12 protein-coding genes and 1 pseudogene are annotated in these 25,412 nt (G+C 67.3%); 5 read left to right on the top strand and 8 right to left on the bottom strand.

Translation table 11 applies throughout. The annotated features are described in order from the left end of the window. Nucleotides 1-219: 219 nt before the first annotated feature. The 3 genes from ACFWBD_RS36165 to ACFWBD_RS36155 form a co-directional block, all read right to left on the bottom strand. Complete coding sequence (locus ACFWBD_RS36165) at nt 220-480, bottom strand: hypothetical protein (RefSeq protein WP_385676630.1); 261 nt, start codon at nt 478-480, stop codon at nt 220-222. Beyond that, a complete protein-coding gene (locus ACFWBD_RS36160; protein WP_385676627.1) occupies nt 477-773 on the bottom strand; it encodes a DUF6247 family protein in 297 nt (98 codons plus the stop codon). The genes ACFWBD_RS36165 and ACFWBD_RS36160 overlap by 4 nt, the downstream gene beginning before the upstream one ends. A 131-nt stretch (nt 774-904) precedes the next feature. Further along, nucleotides 905-1,471, bottom strand: coding sequence for an SMI1/KNR4 family protein (locus ACFWBD_RS36155; RefSeq protein ID WP_385676624.1), 567 nt, complete (start codon nt 1,469-1,471; stop codon nt 905-907). Nucleotides 1,472-1,689: 218 nt separating this feature from the next. Here ACFWBD_RS36155 and ACFWBD_RS36150 point away from each other — a divergent pair, with 218 nt between their 5' ends. Next, entirely contained in the window at nt 1,690-2,631 is a 942-nt protein-coding gene (locus ACFWBD_RS36150) for an IS5 family transposase (protein ID WP_385676621.1), read from the top strand. On the opposite strand, the gene ACFWBD_RS36145 is transcribed toward ACFWBD_RS36150, so the two are convergent. The 3 genes from ACFWBD_RS36145 to ACFWBD_RS36135 form a co-directional block, all read right to left on the bottom strand. After that, entirely contained in the window at nt 2,603-3,073 is a 471-nt protein-coding gene (locus ACFWBD_RS36145) for a hypothetical protein (RefSeq protein ID WP_385676618.1), read from the bottom strand. The two genes, ACFWBD_RS36150 and ACFWBD_RS36145, sit on opposite strands and share 29 nt — an antisense overlap. Before the next feature lie 277 nt (nt 3,074-3,350). Continuing rightward, the gene (locus tag ACFWBD_RS36140; protein ID WP_385676615.1) at nt 3,351-3,953 is read right to left on the bottom strand and encodes a hypothetical protein; all 603 of its coding nucleotides are present in this window, start codon (nt 3,951-3,953) and stop codon (nt 3,351-3,353) included. Beyond that, on the bottom strand, nt 3,950-5,146 hold the full coding sequence (locus ACFWBD_RS36135) for a polymorphic toxin type 28 domain-containing protein (protein ID WP_385676612.1): 1,197 nt from the start codon (nt 5,144-5,146) through the stop codon (nt 3,950-3,952). The genes ACFWBD_RS36140 and ACFWBD_RS36135 overlap by 4 nt, the downstream gene beginning before the upstream one ends. A 134-nt stretch (nt 5,147-5,280) precedes the next feature. Here ACFWBD_RS36135 and ACFWBD_RS36130 point away from each other — a divergent pair. Both ACFWBD_RS36130 and ACFWBD_RS36125 read left to right on the top strand, forming a co-directional pair. Continuing rightward, nucleotides 5,281-6,909, top strand: a pseudogene (locus ACFWBD_RS36130) (ISAzo13 family transposase). Nucleotides 6,910-7,139: 230 nt separating this feature from the next. Continuing rightward, nucleotides 7,140-8,054, top strand: coding sequence for a TniQ family protein (locus tag ACFWBD_RS36125; protein WP_385676609.1), 915 nt, complete (start codon nt 7,140-7,142; stop codon nt 8,052-8,054). Nucleotides 8,055-9,414: 1,360 nt separating this feature from the next. Here the strand turns inward: ACFWBD_RS36125 and ACFWBD_RS36120 are convergent. After that, a complete protein-coding gene (locus tag ACFWBD_RS36120) occupies nt 9,415-16,359 on the bottom strand; it encodes a polymorphic toxin-type HINT domain-containing protein (RefSeq protein WP_385676606.1) in 6,945 nt (2,314 codons plus the stop codon). A 455-nt stretch (nt 16,360-16,814) separates the two neighbouring features. Between ACFWBD_RS36120 and ACFWBD_RS36115 the strand changes: the two genes are divergently transcribed. Both ACFWBD_RS36115 and ACFWBD_RS36110 read left to right on the top strand, forming a co-directional pair. Beyond that, a complete protein-coding gene (locus ACFWBD_RS36115) occupies nt 16,815-21,203 on the top strand; it encodes an FG-GAP-like repeat-containing protein (protein ID WP_385676602.1) in 4,389 nt (1,462 codons plus the stop codon). 115 nt (nt 21,204-21,318) lie between these two features. Further along, entirely contained in the window at nt 21,319-23,070 is a 1,752-nt protein-coding gene (locus ACFWBD_RS36110; RefSeq protein WP_385676599.1) for a D-glucuronyl C5-epimerase family protein, read from the top strand. Nucleotides 23,071-23,411: 341 nt separating this feature from the next. Here ACFWBD_RS36110 and ACFWBD_RS36105 read toward each other — a convergent pair whose 3' ends face one another. After that, on the bottom strand, nt 23,412-24,782 hold the full coding sequence (locus tag ACFWBD_RS36105) for an acyltransferase family protein (RefSeq protein ID WP_385676596.1): 1,371 nt from the start codon (nt 24,780-24,782) through the stop codon (nt 23,412-23,414). Nucleotides 24,783-25,412 lie beyond the last annotated feature (630 nt).

The raw sequence follows: 25,412 nt of genomic DNA, 5'->3' as shown, positions 1-25,412 counted from the left end.
GTCTCCGTGAGACCGCCCCCGCACGGCCCAAGTCCCGCTACACTCCCGCCACCCGGCGAAAAGACCAGGTCAGACAGCGAAATCCTGCTGGAGTATTAGGCAGCGGGTCCCGTGCTCCGCTTGGGCGCGAGTACCTAGATCGTCCTGAGTAGCCCGTAGTCGAGATGCTCGGACCGCCCGCAGCATCGTCGGGGTCGGTCGGGGCGCGCTCACCGGCGGCTACCCGATCCAGACGACATCGAGGACGGACAGGCGCCGGGTGAGGCGGTTGATCACGTAGACGACGGACAGCTGTCCGATGGAGGCGGCGCGGACGTCCTCGCCTTCCGGGTCCCCGGCATTCCACTGGGGCCAGCCCCACGGGGAACGTACGGCGATGTCCAGGACGTCGCGGACCATCTCCTTGGCGGACGCGGGGAGCTCGGTGAGCACCTTTGCCGCCTGCGGGGACAGGCGTACCGTCCACCGCTGACCGTTCACCGGCGGGTGCCGAGGACGTCGTCCAGGTCCACGAAGCCGGACTCGTCGCGGCCGGAGTCCATGTAGGCGTCGACGGCCGGGGCCGCGGCGACACGCAGCTGCCAGGTCCGCACGACGTCGTGCAGCGGGGTGAGGCTGTAGCTGTGGCGGGAGTCCTCCAGGGCCTTCGCCCAGTCCCGCTCGAAGGACGGCACCCACGTGTCGGCGCGGCGGTCGGCGCGCAGCTGCGCGAGCAGCTTCGCGGCGGCGGCCGGGGCCGGCGGGGCGGGGGCTTGTTCGGGCTGCGCGCTCATCGGCACCTCCTGGCAGGTCCTCCCGCCACGGTACGCGCGACGCGAAGCCGTAAAGGCAGGGATGGCGCGACTGAGCCCTGCAGTTGGAGAGCTGAGTGTCGGATGTTCGGCTCAGAGGGACGTGACACTGCTCAATCGGCTGTACCCAGGCGGGCCGCGAGGGCCTCCCACAGGATCGGGCCGTCGAAGGTGCAGCTGGAGTGTGCGCGGCTTCGCTGCCATGGGGTGCCGTCCATCCACGACTCCAGCCACTCGGCCAGGCTCTCGGACTCCACGAGCCAGGTGTCATCCGCCCCGGCTGCGCCGGGGGAATAGTGCAAGACCAGTTCCTGCGGGCTGGTGCAGTCCACAGCGGCGTACTGCCCGGATCCCCAGTGAAGAACCGGCAGCACGCCACGCGGCCACCATGGCCGCCCGCCAGACCGAGAGCTGATGCGTGCCGGATAGCCGTCGACGGCTCCGAACCCGACGTGGAAGAGCGGCAGCAGCCCGTGCCCCGGCCCGAATCCTCCGTCCGCGATCTCTCCGTACAGGCGGCGAAGCAGCCCGGGCAGAGGCAGCCCGAAAACCTCGGCGGCACGCTCCATCGCCCTGTCCGTGACCGTCAGTGCAAGCCCACCGTGCGCAGTGTGCTCCGCCCATGCGACAAGACGCCGGAGCAGGTCGTCCTCATCAGCAGGTCGGGGTAGCTCAGGCATACGGAACATCATTTCCGGCCTCTCGGCCTCAGTCCAGGGATTTCCGCCTCACCGCTGTCATCGACAGGCAGCGCTCAGACGTCATCCGCTTTTCGATCACGGGGCTGGCCTGGTCGAACAGGGTTCCTGATCGGGTGATCGCGTGAGGGCCGATGCATGGCAGCAGGGCCTCTTGGTAGTTCGGGGGTGCGATCCCAACCGAGTACCAGGAGGCCCTGTTGCCGCAGTCTTTCGCGTCCGCGTGTGTGGAGTCCAACTCGCTGCCACCGTCGTGTGACTGCCTCGCGCACAGGTTCGGCAACGCGGCGGACGGGCCGGACCGCACCCCGAGTTATGTCTCCGCCATGACGGAGGCGGAGTGGCGGGTGGTGCGGCCGTTGCTGCCTGTTCCGGCCTGGCTGGAGGGACGGGGCGGGCGGCCGGAGGGCTATTGCCACCGTGTGATGCTCGACGCCGTGCGCTATGTGACCGACAACGGCGTGAAGTGGGCCAACCTGCCCGCGGACTTCCCGCCGTATCGGCGTGTGCATGCCTTCGCCCGCCGTTGGCAGGTCACGGGGCTGCTCGCTGAATTCCACGACCGGCTGCGCGACCGCGTCCGGGAGAAGGAGGGCCGGACGCAGGATCCGACGGCTGCGATCGTGGACTCGCAGTCGGTGCGGGCGGCGGTGAACATCCCCCGCTCGACGTCCGGCTGGGACGGCGGGAAGAAGGTGGGCGGGCGCAAGCGGCACCTGGTGGTGGACTGCCTCGGCCTGGTCCTGGCCGTCGCGGTGAGTGCGGCGAGCGTCCAGGACCGCGACGCCGCCGTCCCGCTGCTCGAGCGGCTGCGACGGCAGTACTTCTCCATCCGACTGGTGTGGGCGGGCGGCGGCTATGCCGGCCGGCTCGTCGACTGGGCCCAGGAGGAATGCCGCCTCACCCTTCAGATCGTCAAACGCACTGACGGCACACCGGGGTTCGTGGTGCTGCCGAGACGGTGGGTGGTGGAGAGGACGCTGAGCTGGCTGATGCGCTCACGTCGCCTGGTGCGCGACTACGAGACCCTGCCGGTCATGCACGAAGCCATGGTGCTGTGGTCGATGACCATGCTCATGAGCGGTCGCCTGGCCGGACGCCGGCCGGCCGGATTCAGACGGTCGCCACCGCGAGCGCGGTGAACACTCCCGGCCGCACCTGGAGTGCCCACCCTCGCTCCACCAGGCGTTTCGCCTTCGATCGCAGTCCTTCGACCTTCGCCGGGACGGCCTCCAGTCCCAGCGCGACGGCCAGCTGCTGGCAGCGCATGCCCTCCCGGCCCGCGTCCGACTCCAGCACCGACAAGATCCGCTGGTAGTCCGGCGCGAGGGCCTGCGCCGCCATGCCCGTCTCCCGCCGGGGCACCGTCGAGCCCGCCACCGCGCTTCCCGTCGGCTCCGTGACCACCGAAGGCGGCCCGGCCAGCACCTCGGTCACCGTCATCCGGGCATCCACCAGCCGCTGAAGCCCGCGTTCGGCCTCACCGAGCGCGGCCTGCACACGCTCGGCCTCCTCCCGCAACCCCGCGATCTCCTCCCGGACCCTCTTCTCCCTGGCCTCCAGCAGACCGAGCACCGACACCACCAGCCACCTCCACGAGCCAGACGAACGGACGAATCACGCCCATCCCTCCCGCCACGAAAGGGAGTTCATGCCCACCCACCCCGAACCAACCGACCACGTTCGGAAAGCGGATGACGTCTCAGCGAACCAGCAACACACCAGGCCAGCCGCCACCCCACACACCAACAAGCCCCCCTCCGAGCGTCAACGATGGAGGAGGACGCCTCATGCTTGTTGCTGTAATCGAACGGGCCCCGACGGACCATGTCCGTCGGGACCCGTTCGATTAGGTGCGGATTCAGCGCTGACGTGCCGCCTCGTTCAGTCGCTCATGTGCGGCCTTCAGCAAGTCCTGCGACCACTTCGTACGCGTGACTCCCTTGGGAGGGTTCATCGACTCGGCGAGGCTGGCGCCCAGAGCACGGGCGATCGCCTCTACAGCAATACGCTGCATGAGGTCGTCGTCGTACTTACCACGGCCTTCCTCGGCCAGTGTCAGCAGGGCTTGCAGAAGTTCGGCGTCGAACCCGTCGTGCAGGATCTCCCCCACCCCCGTTACTGCGGCCATGAACGCGTCATCGTCCAGGTCCCACTCAGGAGAGCCCAGCAACTCCAAAATCTGCTTCCGGTACTTCGCTCCCACTCCCCATTGCCCCGTGAGCACGTGGACGGCGAGAGCCGAGACCTCAGGGTCCTCGGGGTAAATCACATAGTCGGCCACCAACGACTCATACGCCGGGCCGCCCGCTCGGGCCACCGCGTACAACGGCCGGTAGAGGTCTCGGCCGGCTCGGCCCTCGGATATGGCCTGAGCGATCTCCTTAACCTCTCGCTGCGAGATGGCGCCTTCCTTTGCCCGCGCCATCAGTTGCCGCACGTATTCGCCATGCATCACTGTCATGATCCAACTCCCTGCCTGGGTACGTAATGTGCGGAATAGTCCAGCATCCTGCTGGCCCGCCCCAGGTCTGCGACGAGGAGTTCTCGCTCAACGTCACCTGTCTTCGGATGCCCCAGTTTGTTGTTGATGCGACCTATTATTTTAACCAGGCGGTTCTGTGTTTCTCGAACCTCGTTGACATGATCCCACGGGACACCGTTCGCCTTCCGTTTGACCACCTCCCCCTTCAGTTCCCGCGCAGCCCCAGTGAGGTCCTCCATCTTGAGATGCTCCATGGCATTGTCCAGCTGGGCGGTGAACGGCGAGGACACGGTCTTGTTCGCGAGGTTGATCGCGTCAGCGATGTTGTCGAGTTGTTTGGGCAGCTTCGCTGCGTCGCCCACAAGCGGAATGAAGCCGACCGCTCCGAGGCTGATCCCCACCGCGTCCTTGTCAACCGCAGAGCGACCCAGATCCACCGCGTCGCATCCGGCGCCGGCCATGGGCACCCAGCCGCAGGCCGCCAGTGCGATCTCTCCAGCGATGCCCCAAGACGGTCCCGTGCCGCTCCCCTTGTAGTTGGGGTCTGGAGCCATCCCCGGGCTGGGGCTGGGCGTCGCGGTGGATGGACTGTCGCTTCCGTACCTTACGGTCGGCAGCGGACTTGGGCCGGTCTTGAAGTTGACCTTGTATGACACATTGCCGCCGCTGTTGGTGACTGTGAGTGCCAGCGACGAGCCGTCGGGATAGCTGTAGTGGTAGGTCTCGGTGGAGATGTATGTCCATCCACCCTTGCCGTTCGCCTCGAGGCGGTCATAGTAGGTTCCGCCCTTGCCGTCACTGCACCCGTTGTCGCAGGCCGTCATGGGTCGCAGGCCGGTGGGGTCGGACTTGGTGACGGGGGTGTTGTTGGCGTAGGCATAGCCGTTGAGGGACTCATGGTCATCGGGGGCAAGGACCGGATCGGCGGACAGGAAACGCCCGGTGACCGGGTCGTACTCACGGGCGCCGACGTGAGTGAGTCCGGTATCGGCGTCAACGGGCTTACCCAGGAAGCCCTTGTCGTCCGGCCAGACCGACGGCGTCGCGCCGCGCGACTCACCGAAGGGCTTGGTGTAGCGGCGGGTGACGGCCTGGGTGATGGCGTCCACCGTCATCGAAGCGGTGCCGTGGTGGTCGTCGACCATCCAGGACAGGCCGGCCTCGGTGCGCACGGCGGTGGCGTCGCCAGCGGAGTAGTAGCGCTGGGCGGTGAACTTGTCGGCAGCCGTGTCGTAGTGGAGCTCCTGGCTAAGGGCTTGCAGATCATCAAGGTGTTGCTTCCCGTCCCATGGCTCGTTGATGTGGTATGCGCATCCCGGACGAAATCTGTGCCCAACTCACCATGAAGTTCGGGGTGTTGTTCCCGCATCTGGATGAGCGGCAACGACGGCTGCTGATGGCCGCAGAGGCCCGTGTTCTGGGGCACGGTGGTGTTCGGGCCGTCGCGCGGGCCGCCTCGGTGAGTGAGACCACGGTCCGCAAGGGCGTATCCGAGTTGGAGGCCGGCGAGGAGCCTCTGGGGCGGGTGCGGCGGCCGGGCGGAGGCCGCAAGAAGGTCGCAGATCTCGATCCGGGGCTGCGGCCGGCTCTCCTGGCGCTTGTCGAGCCGGACGAGCGAGGCGATCCGATGTCGCCGCTGCGGTGGACGGTGAAGTCGACCCGCACGCTGGCGCGGGAGCTCGCCCGGACCGGACACAAAGTCAGTGCGGACACCGTCGCGGACCTGCTGCGGGAGGAAGGCTTCAGTCTGCAGGCCAACGCCAAGACCATCGAGGGGAGCCAACATCCCGACCGGGATGCCCAGTTCCGCTATCTCAACGAGCAGGCCCGTGATCACCGGGACGCTGGCCAGCCGGTGATCAGCGTGGACACCAAGAAGAAGGAGCTCGTCGGCGAGTTCAAGAACAACGGCCGCCAGTGGCGGCCTGCGGCTGATCCGGCGCCGGTGAACGTCCATGACTTCGCCGACCCCCAGCTGGGCAAGGCCGTCCCGTACGGGATCTACGATCTCACGGCGAACACCGGCTGGGTCAACGTGGGCACCGATCACGACACCGCCGCATTCGCGGTGCAATCGATCCGCCGCTGGTGGTGCGGCCAGGGCCGGGCCGCCTACCCGCAAGCGACGCGACTGCTCATCACCGCCGACGCGGGCGGCTCGAACGGCTACCGCACCCGGGCCTGGAAGCTCGAACTCGCCCGGCTTGCGGCCGAAACAGGACTGACGATCAGCGTGTGCCACCTGCCGCCGGGCACATCGAAGTGGAACAAGATCGAGCACCGGCTCTTCTCGCACATCACCATGAACTGGCGCGGCCGCCCGCTGACCAGCCACGAAGTCATCGTCCAGTCCATCGCCGCGACCACCACCCGCACCGGACTGCGTGTCATGGCCGAGCTGGATACCAACGTCTACCCCACCGGAGTCCAGATCAGCGACGCGGAGATGGCGTCCCTGCCACTGACCCGACACGCCTTCCACGGCGACTGGAACTATGCCCTGCACCCCCAGCCCCGCCCAGCCATCCCAGCACCCCGGACTCCGTAGAAGCCGGCCCAGGAGTGGGACCACGCTCTCCTGTCTGACCCCGCCCTGACCAGCATGTCCCGGCAGCAACTGAGCGATCTCACCGACACTTTGGCCCTCCACGGCGACGTCAAGCGCGGCCGCCCGCCCCGGCTCGCCTTCCCCGACCAGGTCCTGGCAGCCGTCCTTCACCTGCGGGTCGCCCTGGCCGCAGAACCCCTCGCCGTGCTGTTCGACAGCAGTCGGACCGCCATGCACCGCACCCTGCTGAAGATCAGGACGCTGCTGAAGGCGCACAGCATCGTCATCCCGCCGGCGGCCACTCCGCCCTCTGCCCTCCCAGACCTCCAGGCTCGGGTTCGAGCCCTGAGCAGCGACTCCAGCAGCATGATCAAGACAACGTGTTAATGATCTGCAAGCCCTTAGCTCTGGAACACGCGGACGCTGCGCCAGCCTCTGGATAACAAGTCCGAGAGCACTTGATGTCAGTCCGGGGCAAGTTGCGGTGTGCCAGGCCAGAAAGTTCCTCACCAGTGAACTCGCAGGTCACGTCCTTCCGAGCCTCGTCCAGACACTGTTGAAGCATCGCAGGTCAATAGGTACTCAGAGGACGAAAGTCACGTCATCTGCTTCTGTTCGTGACAACCCACACCGCCACTCGCCCCGCCGTGCGAGCCGGCAGCATGTGGCCCACCCCGCCCGGCGCACTGCACGTGAGACCACTGCCCCGCGAGAGCGCCGCCTCCTACCTCACCCGCCTCGCAGCCGCCTACCACCTCTCCCCCGCCCACCTCCTCGACGGCCTGCACATCACCGCCACCGGCACCGTCGCGGCCCCGCCCGCCACCGAAATCCACCTCAGCAACGAAGCCACCCGCCGCCTGTCCCACTTCACCCGCATCCCGCCCGCACACCTCGCCCGCGCCCTGCCCCGCCGCCCCCCGCCCGCCGCCATCGGCACAGCCCACGCCGCCACCGCCCGCTGGCAGCCCGTCACACCCGCTCTGCAGCCGCTGCCGGCATGCACCGCCTGCACCATCCGCCGCAGCCCGCACCAAGCCGTCCCCGCATGGATCCACCCGGCGCCCAGCCTGCCCCGGATCATGATCTGCACCCGCCACCAGCAGGCCTCCAGCGACCCCAGGCACCCCGCGCCCCTCGACATCCGCCCTCTCCCCGAACTCACGCAGGCCCGCCTCGGCGCCCGCCGCCGCCCGACGGCGACCTCCCTGAGCTGGGCATCGACGATCACGACGCGCTGGTACGACCACCATCAACACCTCCACACCCGCTGGCACACACGCCTACACCGGCTCACCACCGCCAACCCCCACCTCACCCGAGGCCCGGCCTCCCCCGCACTGACCTGCCGGAACCTGATCGCCTACCCCGAGACCCTCACCCTCGCCACAGCCCTCGACCGACTACCCCCACACCCCCTGACACGCACCCAGCAGACCGCCTTCCTCCACAACCTGGCCAACCGCCTCCAACTGCCCCGCCTCGCACCCGCCGACCACGACCTGCTCTGGCAACGCCTCACCACCCGCTGAACCGACCCACATGCCCCTACCGCCCTGACCTCAGCACATCGGCCGACAAGTCCCCGCACCTATAGGCGCACCAACCACACTGAGCAAAAAACCACCGCCCCACCCAGCACACTGCGCAGCACCAAACAGCCAGCTCAGCCCACGTATCCACCGGCACCGGACACTCGACTCCGCGTAGACCTCCCCCACGGAACAGACCCACCGCTCAGCACAACTGAGCAACACCAGGCCACAACCAAGATCAATAAGCAGACGCGTCAGCTACGCCACAGGGGCATCGCCCCTTTCGCAGAACCGCCGATTCGTTGAAGCTCGGCAGCGTTCTTCACAATCTTGAACCGGGCGGATTTCTTCGAAGGTCAATATCGCCATTATGCAATAATTCCGCCGCCACGGGTCCCACCCTCTCGACTCCCCACTCCGTTTCAAACATGACGGCCCAGAGCGCACCCTGATGGCCGACTTCTTCGGCTCCGCGCACCGCCTGCCGCCCGCCCGCCCACGCCTCTGCACCTCGACCGCACCTGGACCTGGGCAGCCGCGTTCACCCCCGCCTGGCAGCAGCTACCCAACTTCCGGTGCCCCTCAGGCTGGTGGAACCACCGAAGCCTCCGAGCCCGGCGTGGCCGAGACGATGACGGAACCCGTCGCCCGCCGTGTGTCGGAAGGCGACGACAGCGCCGCGTACGGCGTCGGGGGAAGCCTTGGACTGCCCAGCCACCGTCCGCCCCCCAGCCAGCGAAGAGGCCGGGGACGCGGTGGCGCGTGCTGCCGGAGGCCCCGGCGAGGGGGCGGACGGTGGGGCAGGCCGGAACCATCCCTGCGGACGCGGGGAGTATTTAGCCTGAAATCCGATCATTCAATGGCCTCAGACTCAGCATTTCATGCCATCTAGTCATGAATTGAGTCAACGCCCTACCTCCGGCGTCAATGTCGAGGCGCGAAGGCATTCCACCCTCTGGGTAGATCACATCTCTCATACCTTCCGGGTACCCAAGATCAGCCCATGCCGAGTCCAGGAGGTCGAATCGGGTATCCGGATTCACAGTTGCACTACTGATAGCCGTGGAAACATAGTACGGCCAAATATCGCAGGAATCATCTTTTTCATATTGCTGAAGGGATCCCGCGATAACCCGGGCGGCATCAACGTCATCTGAGAGTAGCAGAGAGATCTGCCTTTCCTCCGGCGTCAAGGATAGCGCCCTTCGGTTTGCCTCATCGATGACCTGCATGAGCGTTCCAGTGTCCACCAGTCCACAACGCCATCCGTACGAGAGTTCCCCCGGATACGGAAAGCCGAACTCGAAGAACGATCCCGGAACAAATTTCGGCCACACCTCTCGCATCACCACACCACTCACTTCTTTTCTTTTCCTGGCTCAAAAGCCTCATGTACGAGTGTTCCCGTCCGATCCACTATCCAGTGAAATTTTCCAAGCTTTCCATTGACCTCACCCGGTATCGAAACATGCATGGGGTTGTCCGGGTTCATGGGATCGCGCTGAGGCTGGCGCCAGACCGTGCCGTGCTCTGCAATCAGATCCTGCATGAAAAACGGAGCATGGTGATACAGGTCCGACTTGACCGCAGCGGAACTCCCACGAGGAGCATTCTGGATAATTTCCTGAGCTTCCTCAGGCGAGGGCACATAGTGGTCCGCGGCCGGCACGGTGCAGTTGTGAACGAGGACTGAGGTTGACCCTGCAAGCACATAGTAGGTGTGCAGGTCGTTGACTGTCAGGTTGTACATGTACTGGTCGCCGGGGCGAACAGTCACGGAGACGACACGGGCGTGCTGGTTCGTGGCGGTGTTGAGTGCGTGGCCGACGGCGAGTTCCCCGGTGGGTACCCACTTGTGGAGGGTGTCGTCCCAGATGAGGTGCTTGGCCGTCGTGTGGAGGACGCTTGTCGTGCCGTCTGCTTGGCGAATGCGGAGGTCGACGAGGTCGTAGTCGTGATTGATCCACACCGCAGAAACAGCGCGTGCACCCTTACGCTTGCCCGTCTTTGTATCAGCCGTTGCGACCTTATCGCCAAGCTTAACCTTGCCGATGGGTTTCGACTTTCCGTTGGCCAGCAGCACGGGCGTCTCGGGTGTGAAGCTTTTGCACCCGCGAGCAACAGCGCCGGCTTCATCGGCCTCGGCAGCGCTTCCTCGGCCCCCGGTGAGGATTGCCACCAGTGCGAAGGCACCAATCCGTCCGGTGGCGTGTTCGCCGTCGCCGTTCTTGTACTCGGTGTAGATGCTGACTGCGGTGCCTCGCATGCCATACAGGGCAGGGATGCCTTGCTTGGCGATGACACCTGGCACGGTCAGGCTGGCGCAGCTGCCCCAGCCGTCTCCGAGGAGGCAGTCACCGACCGTGTCGACGTTGGAGAGGGCTTGGTTGACCACGCCCGCGCCCAGGTCTTTGAACTGGTCGGCGAATCCGGAGAAGTAGCCGCCGAGCCCGCTTTTGTGGCTGACGTGGCTCCAGTGGCCGTGGGCCCCGCCTCCGCTGTTGGCGGTTCCGCCTTTGCTGGCAACGGTATTGGTGGGAGTACTGCCCGAGCCGGGTTCATCACGCATGGCCGCATCGGTGCTGACCTTGTTGCCGGGCGTGGAGTTGAGGCAGGAAGGGCAGTTGCGGGTCGGGCAGTCGGGTCCCGCGCACAGTCCGGACGGGTCGCTGTGAGTGATGGGGTTACCGGCGGCGTAGGAGTAGCCGGAGAGTTGTTGGTCGTCGGTGGCTTCGAAGAGGGGGTCGAGGCTGGCGAAGCGGCCGAGGGTGGGGTCGTATTGGCGGGCGCCGAGTTGGGTGAGGCCGGTGTTGGTGTTGTCGGGGGCGTTGAGGAAGCCGCGATTGTCGAGCCAGTTGACGGTGGTGCCGCGGGTGCCGCCGTAGGGGGTGAACTGGCGCCAGGTGGGGGTCTGTCCGGTGTTGTCGAGGTAGAGGCTGCTGGTGCCGTGGGGGTCGCTGATCTCAAACTTGTAGTTGGTGCCGGTTCCGGTACGTACTACGGTGCCGCCGCCTGGCAGGGGGAGGTAGCGGACGCCGGTGGTGGTGGTTCCAGTGAGGGTGAGTTGTTCGCCGGGCAGGTAGAGGGTGGTGCTGGTGGGGTCGGTCTGGAGCAGGACGTTGCCGTCGGCGTCATAGATGTAGCCGGTGGTTCCGGTTTTGCCGCCGCTGACCTGGGTGAGCTGTCCGGCGTCGTTCCAGGTCAGGGTCTGGTTGCCGGAGGCGATGGTGTTGCGGGTTGTGGTGTTGCCGGTCTTGTCGTAGGTGTAGCTGGTTGTGGCGGTGCTGGCGCCGCTGACTTGGGTGGAGGCCAGGGCGTGAGGCTGGGCGGTGGCGTTGCCGTTGTAGTCGTAGGTGTAACTGGTGGTGGTATCGCTGCCGCCGGTGGTGGAGTGCTCGACCTGGTGCTGGCGTTGCCCGAGGACGTCGAATTCCCAGCTGGTCCAGTAGGCGGTGCCGCCGGTGAGCGGGTCGCCGACCTGGGCGTGGGCGCTAGCGGTGGGGACGGCGTCGCAGTTGTCGGTGGCGGTCCAGGCTTGGGTGAGTCGGTTGAGTTCGTCGTACTGATAGCACTGCGTCTCAGGGGCCGTGGTGGCGGCCAGGCGGGTCGTGACCTGCTTGGTGATGTTGCCCGCGGGATCGTAGGTGTAGTTCTGCTCGTCGACCTTCGACGGAGTGGCGGTGGCGGAGCGCGTCACCAGTTGGTCGGTCAGTGCTCCCGTGTGCGGGTCGTAGTCGTTGGTGAGGTAGGCCAGGTCTGTGGGCTGGCCCAAGGTCTCCTGCAATACCTGGCCGTAGGCGCTGTAGGCGGTGCTCTGGGCGTAGCCGTAAGAGGTGGTGCCCATTGCATTGGGCAGGTCCAGGGCGGTGGCGTAGCCGTGGGTGACGATTTCGTTGGGCAGGCCGCCGCCGAGGGGGTAGTTGTCGGTGAGGAGCAGGCCGGTGTTGGCGCTGTAGGTGTGGCGGAAGGTGTAGGTCTTGCCGCCGAGTGCTCCGTGGGCGGCCGGGATGGTGATGGACTGACCGAGTGATTCGCCGAAGGCGTTGAAGGCCAATTGCTGGGTTGTGTAGGTGTTTCCGGCGTTGTATGAGGTGGCGGTGGTCTTCTGGCCGATCGGGTTGGTGACGCCGGCGACGGCGTTGTCGTTGTCGTAGGTCCAGGCCGCTGTCTGGTTGCCGCTCGCGCCAGGGGCTTGAGCAGCGACTGTGGAGGCGTACTGGCCGGTCTGGCGGTTGAGTACGTCGTAGGTGTAGGAGACGCTCTTGCCGCGGGCGTCTGTGGTCTGGGTGAGGTTACCGACCGCGTCGTAGACCATGCTGGTGGTGCCGGCGTCCGGGTCGGTCTTGGATGTGGCGCGGCCGAGGAGGTCGTAGGCGGTGGTCCAGGTGCTGCCCTTGGCGGTGACGGTGTTCTGCTTGCCGTGCCCGTCGTAGCCGTAGGTGATCGCGTTGTAGGTGCCTCCGCTGATGGAGAACAAGCCGGTGAAGGTGTTGATCGGGGTGCTCAGCGTCGGGCGGGTGCTGTAGGAGTCGATCTCGGATGTGCGGCCGAGGGGGTCGGTGCGCGTGGTCTGGACCGTGCCGCCGGTAGGTGGGATGACGGTGGTGGCGTCCCCGCTGTAGACGGTGGTGGTCTTCTGCTTGAGCACCGAGTACTGCGTGGAGTCGTCGATGACCACGCGGCCCGAACCGTCGAGGGTGTAGCGGTCCTGGTTGGGGATCGTGGAGTCCTGCGCTGAGGCCGGCGACAGGCTGGGAAGGCTATTGGGGTCCCAGTAGGCGTTGTTCTTCTTCCACACCCAGCCGTGCGAGTCGTAGAAGGACTCGGTGATCGTTCGACCGCCCTGCGGGGTCGGCGTCTGGCTCTGCCGTGCTCGGCCGAGTGAGTCGATGAGGGAGTAGGAAGTGACGTAGCCCAGGGAGTCGTTCCGGGTGTCGGTGGTGGTGCCGGACTGGCTGGTCTGGGAGACGGTGTAGGTGTACTTGGTGTCAGCGCCGGCGGTGGTGGGGTGGTTGTGCTGCCACACGTCGGTGGTGCGTCCGAGTGCGTCGTAGTGGACGGTGTCGGTGATCCCGTTGGCGTCGGTGGTGGCCAGGGTGAGACCGCGGGTGGGGTCGGTGGTGGTGCTGGTGGTCTGGTTCTTGGCGTTGGTGACCGTCGTGCCGGTGGTCAGGCCGACGCTGTTCACGGTGTAGGCCGTGGTGGTCTTGTTGCCGGCTGCGTCGTAGGCGTCCTTGGGGCGGCCGTAGGTGTCGTAGGTGGCGCGGGTCTGGGTCTGCCAGGTGAAGGTGCCGCCGCTGTAGGCGGAGACGTGCCGGGCCATGGTGATCTCGCCCTTGGTGGGCGCGGCCGTCTGGGGGAAGGCGGTAGCGAAGCTGGTGTCGTCGTAGTACGTCCGGGTCGCGGAGACCACCTGGTCAGGCCGGGAGACGCTGGTGGGTGCGGTGAGGGTGTTGAGGGCTTTCGGCACGGTGGCCGGAGTGTTCTGGCTGAATCCTGCGCAGGCGACCGAGTCGGTCTCCTTGGAGGCTGCCAGTCCGACCAGGTTGGCGGTCGTGTTGGCCTTGGCATAGGTGATCGCGGTGCACTGGTCGTACGCGGCGGCGGCCGGCACCGTGTGGGTGTAGCTGTAGGTCAGCAGGCCGAAGTTGTCGTCAGTGACGGTGGCGTCGTAGGTGTTGTCGGTCTCAGTGACGCGCCAGCTCGTGGTGCCCCCGCTGGTGAGTGCCTGGCGGCTCCAGGTCTCTGCGGTGTTGGTGGTGTGCGCGGTCAGGGCAGGCAGGCCGGTGCGGGCTCGGGTGGCTGTGGCGGCGGAGATCCAGTAGGAGGTGACGGTGGAGTTGTCCACGCTGCCGCCGACTCCGGTGTAGGCGGTGGTCTCCAGGGCGTTGCCCGCCAGCTGATCGCTGTCGGTGTGCACGCCGCCCTGGGAGTCGGTCACGTTCACCGAGCGGCGGCTGGAGGAGGACAGCCAGTCGTCGTCCATGCCGCGGTAGTAGGACGTGACCGTCTTTGTCTGGGGATCGTTGGCGCCGTCGCCGGTGCGGGTCTCCACGCTCGCGTAGCCGCGGAACTGGCCCCAGGTGCGGTACTTGGCCTTGACGAGTTCGTTGTCGTCGTGGTGCCACGCGGCGCCGCCGTTGTAGATGTAGTCCGTTTGCTTGGCCGCCGCACCGCCGGTGCTGTCGGTTTCCAGTACCTGGGTGACCGCGTACTTCTCGAACCAGTCGGTGATCGGGTTCAGGTAGTCCTTGGGAGTCCAGGACACCGGATAGCAGGACTTGGTGTTGGTCTTGGGGTCCGCGCCGGCCACGTAGCCGGCGGTGCAGGCGTCCGGCAGGTCGTAGCTGACGGAGGTCAGCCCGCCCATCTCGCTGGTGATGCCGGAGATGCGGTAGCGGTACAGGCCGGGGAAGTTAGAGGTGTCGACCCGGTTCTTCAGGTCCACGCCGGCGAACTTCACGTCCGGCAGAGTGATCGGAGAGGTGGAGCCGCCGGCGGTGGTGTCATCGCCTTCGTGGGTGATCGACGCCAGCCACAGCGTGGGCGAGGTGCCGTCCCCGGTGGCGGGCTCGCTCTGGTGCAGAGAGTAGGTGTCGACTGCCTGGTACTTGGCGGCTGTCACGCTGTACTGCTGCACCTTGATGGAGGCCAGTCGGACGGTGGAGAAGAACGTCGGTGCGTGCGCGGCGCAAGTCGTTCCAGAGGCGCAGATCAGGTCGTAGGGGACGTCCGGGTACTGGCTGGCGGCGGTGCTCGCCGACAGCGCACTGCATGAGGTCAGGGTGCAGCGCGCGGCGGTGGTGAGGACGATCTGGTCGGGGACGGTGCCGTAGGCGCCACCGTCGCGGAAGCCGTAGTCGATGCGGGCCAGGTGGGAGTCGCGGACGTAGGAGACGTTGTGGGCGCCGTTTTCCTCGCCGTAGTAGTTGGTGTCCTGGGCGTAGTAGTAGGCCATGGCGGTGGCGTGGGCGTCCACGACGTAGTCGAGGTGCCACTTGTAGGCCATGGTGCACACCGAGGCGCTGAACCCGGAGGAGCTGTAGCAGGGGTCGCCGGAGTGCGCGGAGTACACCGGGACGCTGTCCACAGAGTTGGTGGTGGCCTTGCCGGTGGTCCAGCCGGGCAGTTGGTTGCGGCCGAACTGGTACTGGGTGCCGTCGCGTTCGGTGACGATCCAGTAGTCGGTGTTGTAGGTGCCCGAGCCGTTGTTCGCGTTGGTGACGTGCTTGACCGTTGCGCCGTTGTCGTCGGCCGGCTTCCAGGTCCCGTCGCTGTCGTTCCGCACCAGCGAGGTGGACGAGCCGTTCAGCGACAGGGTCAGGATCGGCCCGTCATAGCAGTGGTCCGCACTGGAGACCGGCGAAGCACTGCCTTCCGGACTGTCCGAGCAGGACGTGAAGCTCTGCTCGATGTAGGAATCGGGCGTGGCCCAGCCGTCGCCCACCCAGGAAGCCTGGGCCTGAGTGGAGGAGGTCTGCCCGTCTACTGAGCCGGAGTCATAGGCCAGGCCTATCGACGGCTTCAGCGAACCCGACGAGGTGGCCGGCGCGATGGGGTAGTTGTAGGTGAACGAGCCTGTGGAGCTTCCGCCCGACCAAGAGCCGGACGGCGCCAGGGCCGTCGCCTCGTAACTACCGGCCGCCCCTCCCTCTGCTGTCGCGGTGGCGGTCGCTGCCAGCACCATCGCCTCGGCTCCGCCGGTATTATCCGCTGCCGTCGCGGCGGTGTACGAGACCGGCTCTTCACTGGTGTGGCCGGCCTGGGACGACTGCGGCTGGGAGCCCTGAAGCGTCAGGTTGGTCGCCAGCTGGTGAGTTGTGGGGTCCTGCGTGGTAGCGAGGGGAGTCTGAGTGCGGCAGGCGGCACGCTGCGGGGTGGTCAGGGCGCAGGCGGGGAGTTTGACCAGGTGCAGGCGGTCGGCGTAATTGCCGCCGTAAGCCTGCGCGAAGGCGCTGTAGTCCAGGCCCAGTTGCACGTTCCCGTTACCGCCGGTTGTGGCCTGGGCGGTGAGGACGACGCCGCTCACGCCGAGCTTGGCGGCGTCCTGGTGGGGCAGCACACGTATCGCGACGCCGTCGGGTCCCTGGTAGGAGCCCTTGGCCGGGCTCACGGCACGGGCCCAGACCGGCGTGCCGGCAGCGGTTGCCTTGGTTCCTTGCTTCGCGCCGGTTTCCGGGGCAACCAAGGTGGCGGTGCCGGTCGTGGCGGCCGGCCAGTTGGCCTTCGCCGGGCGGAAGGTCCGCTTGGTCTGGTCCTTGACCTTGAGTGCGCGCGGGGTGAGTGTCGTAACACCCTTCACCGCCGGAGCCTGTTGCACCGTGGGGGGCCCAGCGCGGTCCTGGGTTTGAGCGGCTGCGGGGACCGCCGTCGGCCCGGCAAGTGCCAGCGCCACCAAGACACCGACGATGCGGTGTCGGGCGCCGACGCGGCGCATGTTCTGGCTCAGCCAACCTGTTCTGGACATGATTGATCCCCCCACTTGCCCCGTATGCAGGCACGACGGCGCTCCACACCTTGATCAAGATGCGGCTGCGCGGGCGACTATCGCAGAGCAGGCGAGCCGCCGGACAGTAATCAATTCCGACAACTCTGCACAATCAGAAGCCAAGGATTTGTAAAGCTTGCTGCTCGACTCGGACATGCCAGGTCATCCCGTCATGATTCAGCTCTCCCCCAGACCAGCAAAAGCTTGTCCACTGGAGCGTCGATCGACATAACTGATCAAGTCCGAACAGACCTGGGGGGTATCTGACGGTGACATCCATCCTGCGCAGACGAATGCTGAGCGCGGCGCTTGCTGCCGCGCTCAGCACGCTGTCGCTCTCCGGGGCGGTGACATCCGCCCGCGCCGATGAGACATCCGAGGCGCCGTCAGCGCAGTTGCCGCTGGACGAGGCACGGGCCTCGAGCAAAGCCCAGTCCACGGGCAAGAAGGTGGCTGTGGCAGCAGCAACCACGCCGACCGAGGCGGAAGTAGCCAACCCTGACGGCACGTTCACCCTGACCCAGTCGGTCGCACCGGTCCGCAAGTACGCCTCCAGCGCCTGGAAGCCGTTGGATGCCACGCTGGTCAGACGCTCCGACGGCACCGTCTCCCCGGCGCTCACCACCACGAACCTGATCCTGTCCGGGGGCGGGGACGGGCCGCTTGCAGTGATGAAGGACCACAGCCGGTCTCTCTCGCTGACGACGCCGACCTCGCTCGGCCCACTGCCCGCCCCCACTCTGGATGGGCCCAGCGCCACCTACCCCAATGTGCTGGCCGGGGTCGACCTGAAGGTCACTGCCGATACCCAGGGCGGCTTTTCCGAGGTCCTCGTCGTCAAGAACGCCGAAGCGGCTGCCGACCCGGCCCTGGACACACTGGTCTTTCCCACCCAGACCAAGAACGTGACGCTCGCCGTGGACAAGGCGGGCAACATCGCAGCCCAGGACACCACGCATCGCACGGTGTTCTCCGCGCCGGCCCCGACGATGTGGGACTCCGCCACGACCAAGGTCACCAGCCGCACTTCGCTGTCCACCAGCAGGTCCGCTGCCTCGGACACTGACGAGCCGGGCACGGGTGCGCACATCGCGCCGGTCGCGGCCTCGTACACCTCGGGGAAGATCCGGCTGACGCCCGACGCGGGCATGCTGTCGGCTTCCTCCACGGTGTATCCCGTCTACATCGATCCCACCTACAGTGCCGCGGGCGGCACGGTGAGCAGCTGGACCTGGGTCAACTCCGCTGCTCCGAACACGAGTTTCTGGAAGGACACCAGCGCCACCGGGCTGCATGTGGGCTACCAGGGCTGGGAGGACCCTGTACACAAGTCGCGGGCGTACGCAAAGTTCTCCGTGGACAGCCGGCTCTTCGGAGCGACGGTCATCGACTCCCATTTCTACGCCACGGAGACGTACGCGCCGTCATGCACCGCAACCCCGGTGGAGCTGTGGCAGACCGGGCCGATCACTTCCGGTACCACGTGGGCCAACCAGCCCACCTGGACGGCCCAGTGGGGCACGAAGACCGTGGCTTACGGCTACGACCCTTCCTGCCCGGCGCAGTCGCTCGGTTTCGACGTCACTTCCCGGATGCAGGACGTGGCCGACGATGCGAACTTGAGCAGCCTGACCCTGGGTCTGCAGGCCAGCGATGAGCTGGACAAGTACGGGTGGAAGAAGTTCGACCACGCCACCCTCTCGATGTCCACCACCTACGATCACAGGCCCAACAAGCCCTCGGCACTGGTTACTTCGCCGGCCACCACCTGCACGAGCACCGTCAAGACCATCGGTGATGGCGACGTGACCCTGTATGCGAAGGTCTCCGACCCCGACGGTGGCACCCTGTCCACCACCTTCAACGTCACCAAGACCAGCGGCGGCGCGCAGATCGCCAAACCCACCGTGACCGCAGCATCAGGGAAGAACGCCGTCTACATACTGAAGAAGTCTGTGCTGGAGGCCGCGGCCGGCGGCGCGCCGCTGGGCGTGACGTGGAACGTCACCTCCTCGGACGGCACCTACACCTCACCCGTATCGGCAACCTGCAAGTTCCAGTTCGATGCCAGCCGACCCGGATCTCCAGCCATCACCGACGACTCCGCATACGACTGCGGTGACGACGCCAGCCCCTCCTCTTATCAGGTCGGCAAACCGGCCGGCTTCACCCTGGCCCCCAACGCTGCCGGCGGGACCACTGCCAGCTACCTCTACCAGCTCAACGGCACCACCCCGGTCTCCCTGGCCAGCACCGGGTCCAGCACATCCATCAGCATCACCCCCACTCGGGGTACGAACGTGCTGACCGTCACTGCGGTCTCGGCCGGTGGCAACATCGGCGACACCGCGGACTGCATCCTGATCGCCTCCCCTGCGGCCACCGCCGTCGACAGTGACATGACCGGCGACGGCATCCCCGACCTGACCGCAGTGGGCGCGCAGGCGGGCCTGTCCAGCGGACTGTGGCTGGCCCACGGCACCACCGACGGACAGCTCACCACCAGCGCCGCCAACCTGGGCACGCAAGGCACTGGCGCCAACTCCGCAGGCTCGTCGGCGGACTGGAACGGCACCCAGGCCATCGCCGGACACTTCAACAGCGGCGCCGGTTTCAACGACGTCCTGGACTACAACCCCACCACCGGCAGCGGCTCAGTACTGTTCGGCGGCGGCAACGGCTCAGCACTACGCCCCTACAGCGGCGACCAGGTTAACGTCAATTACACCGCTTTCACGGATGGCACCGGCAACAAAGCCACCAGCATCGCCAGCGGCGGCAACCTCTACCACACCCTCAATGGAGAGGACTCCACCGGCCGTCCCGACCTGCTGCTGATCGTGGGTGGACAACTTTATGACGAACCGGCCACCACCTTCCCCGGTGGCTTCGTCGGCGTCGACAATGCAGTGGCACTGGGCGGCGCGAACCCCACCGGGACCGGTGACTGGACCGGCTGGAGCATCACCAGCAGCCTTATCGACGGGCTGCCCGCACTTTTCGCCCGTCACAACAGCACCGGCGCGCTGTACTACTACACCCCACAACAACTGAAGGACCTCGCGGGCGGCAGCCAGGTGGCCCCGTTGCTGGTCGCCGGCAGCGGCTACAGCTCCGCAACCCTGCCGGTCCTGCAAGCCAGCGACCTGAACGGTGACGGCACCCCGGACCTGCGGACCGTCTCCTCCAACGGTGCAAGCACCGCGCGGTTCTTCAACGCAGCCGCCGGAACCCTCACCGCGCAGACGGCGCAGACTCTGATCGCCCCCGGCCATGCCTGGCCGCTCGGTGACGGCACCGAGGGCAGCGCGGCCAGCGCCGCAGACACCTCCGCCGGGCTGAACCTCACCGGCAGCGGCGCGGGTGCCACCTGGGACACCGATGACGACGTCTTCTCCCCCAATCTGGCGCTGGACGGCACCGTCACCGGCGCGATGACTTCGAACGCGGCGCTGTCGCTGTCGAGTTCCCTGACCGTGTCGGCGTGGGTCAAGCCGGCGGCCGTGGGCGGGGTCATCGCCTCCCAGGACGGCGCGCACAACTCCGGGTTCCTGCTCTACCCCCAGTCCAACAAGCAGTGGGCGTTCTGTCTGGCCACCGGGGACGCCACCCGCGGCTACGACTGCGTCGTCGGCGGGACCGCGATCATCGGCCAGTGGACCCGCGTCACCGCGACCTACGATCCGGTGTCCAAGGCCATGACGCTGTACATGGACGACCGTCCGGTGGCCCGCGGCTCCCACACCGCCGTCTCCGGCTTCACCGGCAAGTTCACTCTGGGCAACAGCCTGAGCATCGACGCGCGTGCCTCGTTCTTCAAGGGCAGCCTCTCCGATGTGCAGGTGTGGAACGGGGCCGCGCTGAGCGCCACGCAGGTCGGCACCATGGGCAACATCACCACGGCCAGCGCGCCGTACACCTTCGCCGGTGTCGGCGACTACACCAGTGACGGCAAGGTCGACCTGGTCGCCGCCGACGCGGGCGGCAGCCTGTGGCTCTACCCCGGCAACGGGGGCGGCGGCTGGTCCACCTCCGCGCTCTACATCGGCTCCGGCGTCAACGGCTACACCTTCGCCGGGATGGGCGACTTCAACAAGGACAACATCCCCGACCTCGTCGGCCGGGCGCCCTCCGACGCCTTGCGACTGTTCCCAGGAGATGCCGGGCACGACCTGCTCACCCCGGTCAGCAACTTCGCCAGCGGCTGGAACGGCTACACCTTCGCCGGCACCCCCGACTTCAACCGCGACAGTAAACCCGACCTGATCGCCCGGCACCCCGACGGCACCCTGAAGCTGTTCCCCGGCACCGGGACCGGCGCCTCCCTGGGAGCGGTTGTGCAGCTGGGCACCGCGAGCTGGACCGGCTTCGCCTTCGCCGGCGTCGTCGACCTCAACGCCGACACCTACCCCGACGTCGTCGCGCGCGACGCCAGCGGCGTCCTGTGGCTCTACCCGGGCAACGGCAGCACCGGCCTCGGCACCCGCTCCCAGCTGGGCACCGGCTGGAACGGCTACACGTTCGCCGGTATCGGCGACTTCAACGGTGACGGCAACCCCGATGTCATCGTCCGCGACGACGCCACCCGCGTCCTGTGGCTCTACCCCCGTACCGCCACCGCCTTCAGCACCCGCCAGCAGATCGGCAGCGGCTGGTAGGCGAGCCCGCGTTTGTCTCCGGGGCCGCCCGGCGCTGCACACCAGCACCTCCGCGGCGGCCCCGGAACTCCCCCATGCCCTCGCCAAGCACCCCCTTCTCTCATGGGAGTTGTACGTGTCAGATCAACGACGCACCGACGTCGGCCGCCGCCAGTTCATACGCCTCACCGGCGGCAGCGCGCTCGGCGCCCTCGCCGTGGGAAGCGGCGCAACGGCCGCGTCGGCGGACATCCTCGCCGCCCCCACGCCGAGTCCGTCCCCGGGGATCCCCATGTCCCAGGTGCTCAGCCTGCCGCGCACCCCCGCACCGACCACCACGCTGGGCCCTGCGCCGGAGCAGATCACCAGCGGCACGATCACGCCCCCGAACAGACGGATCCCCTACACCGGTGGCACCGTCGACCCGCAGACGGCTGCGGACGACGTGCCCACCACGCTGCCGTTCGAGTTCGCCACCGCCGGCTACACCATCGTCGATGTGCCCGAGGAGCTGCGCCCGTGGCGCAACCGGCCGGTCGCCAAGGGCGACACCGGCGCCTACGTCGACGCCCAGGGCGTGCGCATGTTCTACAACGACCCCGACGTGTTCATCAACGGCGACGGCAAGCTCTACGACCAGCCCGTGACGCAGATCCAGTACGGCCTGGGCTGCCTCGCCTCCTACCGCACGACCGGTGACACGTGGTTCCTCACCCGTGCCAAGGCCCACGCCCAGCGGCAGATCGACCGGCGGGTCGAGACCCGCGGGGCGTGGTACTTCCCCTATCCCTTCAACTACACCCACAACGAGCACGGCGGACTCGTCTACACCGCCCCCTGGTACTCCGGCATGGCCCAGGGCGAGGCGATCTCCCTGTTCATCCAGCTCGCCCAGCTCCCCGACACCGACGTCACCGAGGAAGAACGCACCCGGTACCTGGCGGCGGCCGACGGCGCGTTCGCCTCACTGCTGCGAGCCGACGACGCCAAACCGTGGGTGGTCAACAAGGACAGCGCGGGCTACTTCTGGATCCAGGAATACCCCATCGACGCGCCGGGCACGTCGGACTACACCTTCAACGGCATGATCTTCGCCCTGTTCGGTGTGTGGGACTACTACCAGCACACCCGCAACGAACTCGCCCTGAAACTGTGGGACGGCGGCCTGACCACGATCGCCAACTACTACCCGCGGCTGCGCAACACCCGCTGGCTCTCCTTCTACTGCAACACCCACCGCATCGCGCCGCTGTCCTACCACCACCATCACCTCGACCTGTTCATGCAGCTGCAGTGGTTCTCCGGCCACTACTCCTTCGCCCGCGACATGGACCAGCTGCTGGACGACTATCCCTACCCGGACCTGGTCTCCACCGACCTGCCCAGCGGCGGCACCGTCGCCTTCGCCGCCGGCACCCACACCCTCTACCAGTACGCCACCACCGCCACCGGTGCCTACGACCCAGCCAAGGACGACGCCCAGACCGCCACCCAGCAGGTCACCTTCACCCGCGACACCTCCGCCCCCGCCACCATGCGGCGCCGCATTCACGGCCGCGGCGTGTACTACCGCATCAGCGCCGGCGCGTATGCCGGCTGGTGGGTCGGCGAGAACTACACCACCGCCTTCCTGCGCGGCCAATGGTGGACCAAGACCTACCTCCCCGCCCGCACCCTCACCTTCCCCGCCAACACCCCCGTCGACGTCTACAAATACGGCACCGACGGCGCCGTCGGCACCACCAAAACAGTCCAGTGGGACCACGCCTCCAACGCCCCGTTCGACCAGCGCGCGACCATCAACGGCCGCAACATGCTGCGCATCAGCGCCGGATCGCTCTCCGGCTACTGGGTCTGGCAGAACAACGTCACCACCGACGGCCTGTGACCACACCCGCTGCGGGGCACAGCCGCTGAGCGGCGCACCATCGGCACCCGGCATTCTGCCGAGGATGCCGGCGGTGCGCCGGCCCGCACGCAGTCCGAGCGCGGCCGGGCACGCTCTCCCGGGACTGCCCTCCCGTCGTGCCATGCGGCCAGGACGAGGCCGATGCCGGCCGCACACCAGCCCGGCCCGCGACCGGGGCCGGCCTGGCAGATTCCCTTTGAGCAGGTCCGAGGACCAGGTACCGGTCGCCGCGATCGTGTGCCGGACGTGCCGAGCCGAGCGCGAGGCCGGCCGGTCTTCTTGCGCGGGATGTTCTCGCTGCGGTGGCCTTCGGCTGCCGGCTAGGACTCCTGGCTGCCCGACGGTGCCGCGACCGGCGGCTGCAGCCGTCCTGAGTCAAGACGATGGCGTCCCCTGCGAGCAGCCGCCTCATACTCCTTCGACGTCTGGGGTACGTCCGGTCCGCTCCCCGTGGGCGGACCGGACTGGCGGGCCAGCAGCCGCCGGGCCAGCCGCTGACCCGGCAGCTCCACCAGGTGATAGGTCAGTGCGCTCAGCAGGAGCAGCGCCGACAGGAAGGCGGCCACCCAGATCAGCTGGTGGACCGTACTGTGGGGATGGCCCACCTTCTCCATGAGCCAGGACATCGCGGCGATCAGCGGCCGGTGCAGCAGGTAGACGGAGAAGCTGACCAGGCCCAGCCAGGTCAGGGCGGCAGGCATGCGGCGGTGGCGCAGGAGCATAGCCACGCCGAACAGCGCCCAGCCCGCCAGGAAGGCGCTGGCCCAGGCGATCGGTGAGGCGGTCCAGGTACGGATCTGGGCTTGCTTGTCGTCGTAGAGGAGTCCGGCCGCCGTCCCCGCCACGATGACGAACCCGCAGTAGGCCCACGCCGCGCTCCGGCGTATCTGTCCTCGTTCGGCGCGGTAGATCACGGTCCCGCTGAACATCGTGGCCAAGATCAGCAGGCTCTCCCAGGGGGTCGACCGCCCGTTCGCGACCATGAGGACCAGGCCGAGCCCGGTCAGGAGCGCCGCCCCCGTCAGCTGCGCCACACGGCGCCCGGTGAGCAGGAACAGCAGCCCCACCACGACGACCAGCGCGGTTCCCGCGACCAACTGCCGAACGGTGAACTCAGGCCGCAGACTCCACGCCGCCACCCACGGCCCCAGCAGCAGCGCCACCCCGGCGAACACCACCGCCACCGGCCCGCTGCGGCGGTGGGCGCCGGCCATGAACAGCAGCGTGACCAGGTAGTAGAAGACCATCTCGTACGTCAGCGTCCACATCACCGGCAGCCCGCTGCGCAGGCCCAGCAGGTCCTGCAGCATGGTGGCGTTGGCGACGGCGGCGAGCAGCGGGTGCTCATGGACCGAGACATCCACCGCGGAAAAGCGTTGTGGCACCAGTACGGCCGCAGCGATGAAGACCACCAGGCACAGGGGGTAGAGCCGGAACAGCCGCCCAATCCAAAACGCCCGCACATCTCCCCGGCGCTCCAGCGAGGCGGGCACGATGTAGCCGCTGACAAGGAAGAATGCCATCACCCCGAAGATGCCCGGGTCGAACCACTCGCGCACGGCCGCACCGGAGCCCACGAACAGCTCGGCGCTCAAGTGGTGCAGGGCCACAGTCAGGGCCGCAATCCCCCGGACCGCGTCGAGCCAACCGAACCGGGCCGCCGCCGAAGGCGCAGAAATCCGTGATCTCACCCGCGGACATTAGCAAGGCCTTGCACCCTCGCTGAGACCGCCCCTACCAGCGGAAACGACAGATCGGCGCAACTAAGACAGGAGCATGAAATATGCCCTCGCAAGGGTCGCACCCCCACGCTGATTCTGCTGTTCGCCCTTTGTCGGCGTGCGTCCCTGGCTCCCCGGCCGCGTATACGTGAACGTCCCCAGTTGGGGCGAACCCGGAGGCCGAGGCCGATTTCAGGGAGACGGATGGTCGCCGACACGTAGAACACGTCTCCCCGGTAGCCCACGCTGGATCTCCCTGGTGAGTGCGGCAGCGTTGGTACAGCCCTCCCTCCAGCGGTGCTGCCGGTGGAGCCGGTAGTCGTCGATCATGCTCGGGCAGTGGGTCGCCCTCTGTTGGAGGCGTGCCTGCGGCGCGAGACGGGCGCGTACCTGGACCCGTGGCACGACCGGCTCAAGACCGCCTACGTCGACACCATGGCCGACCTCGGCGTCACCGCCGACCTCACCGGGACCGCTGCGCTGTCCGGCCTCCCCGTCTCCGCCGGCCGGCGGTCGCGCGACCTTCGTGCGTTCGTCGCCGGCGGTATGCCGCGGGGGCTCGGCCGGGTGCCCGTGACACGGCCGAAGTGCCGAGGGGCG

It is taken from the genome of Streptomyces sp. NPDC060002 (assembly GCF_042737245.1).
Taxonomy (GTDB): Bacteria; Actinomycetota; Actinomycetes; order Streptomycetales; family Streptomycetaceae; genus Streptomyces.
This window is presented reverse-complemented; position numbering and strand designations above follow the sequence as displayed.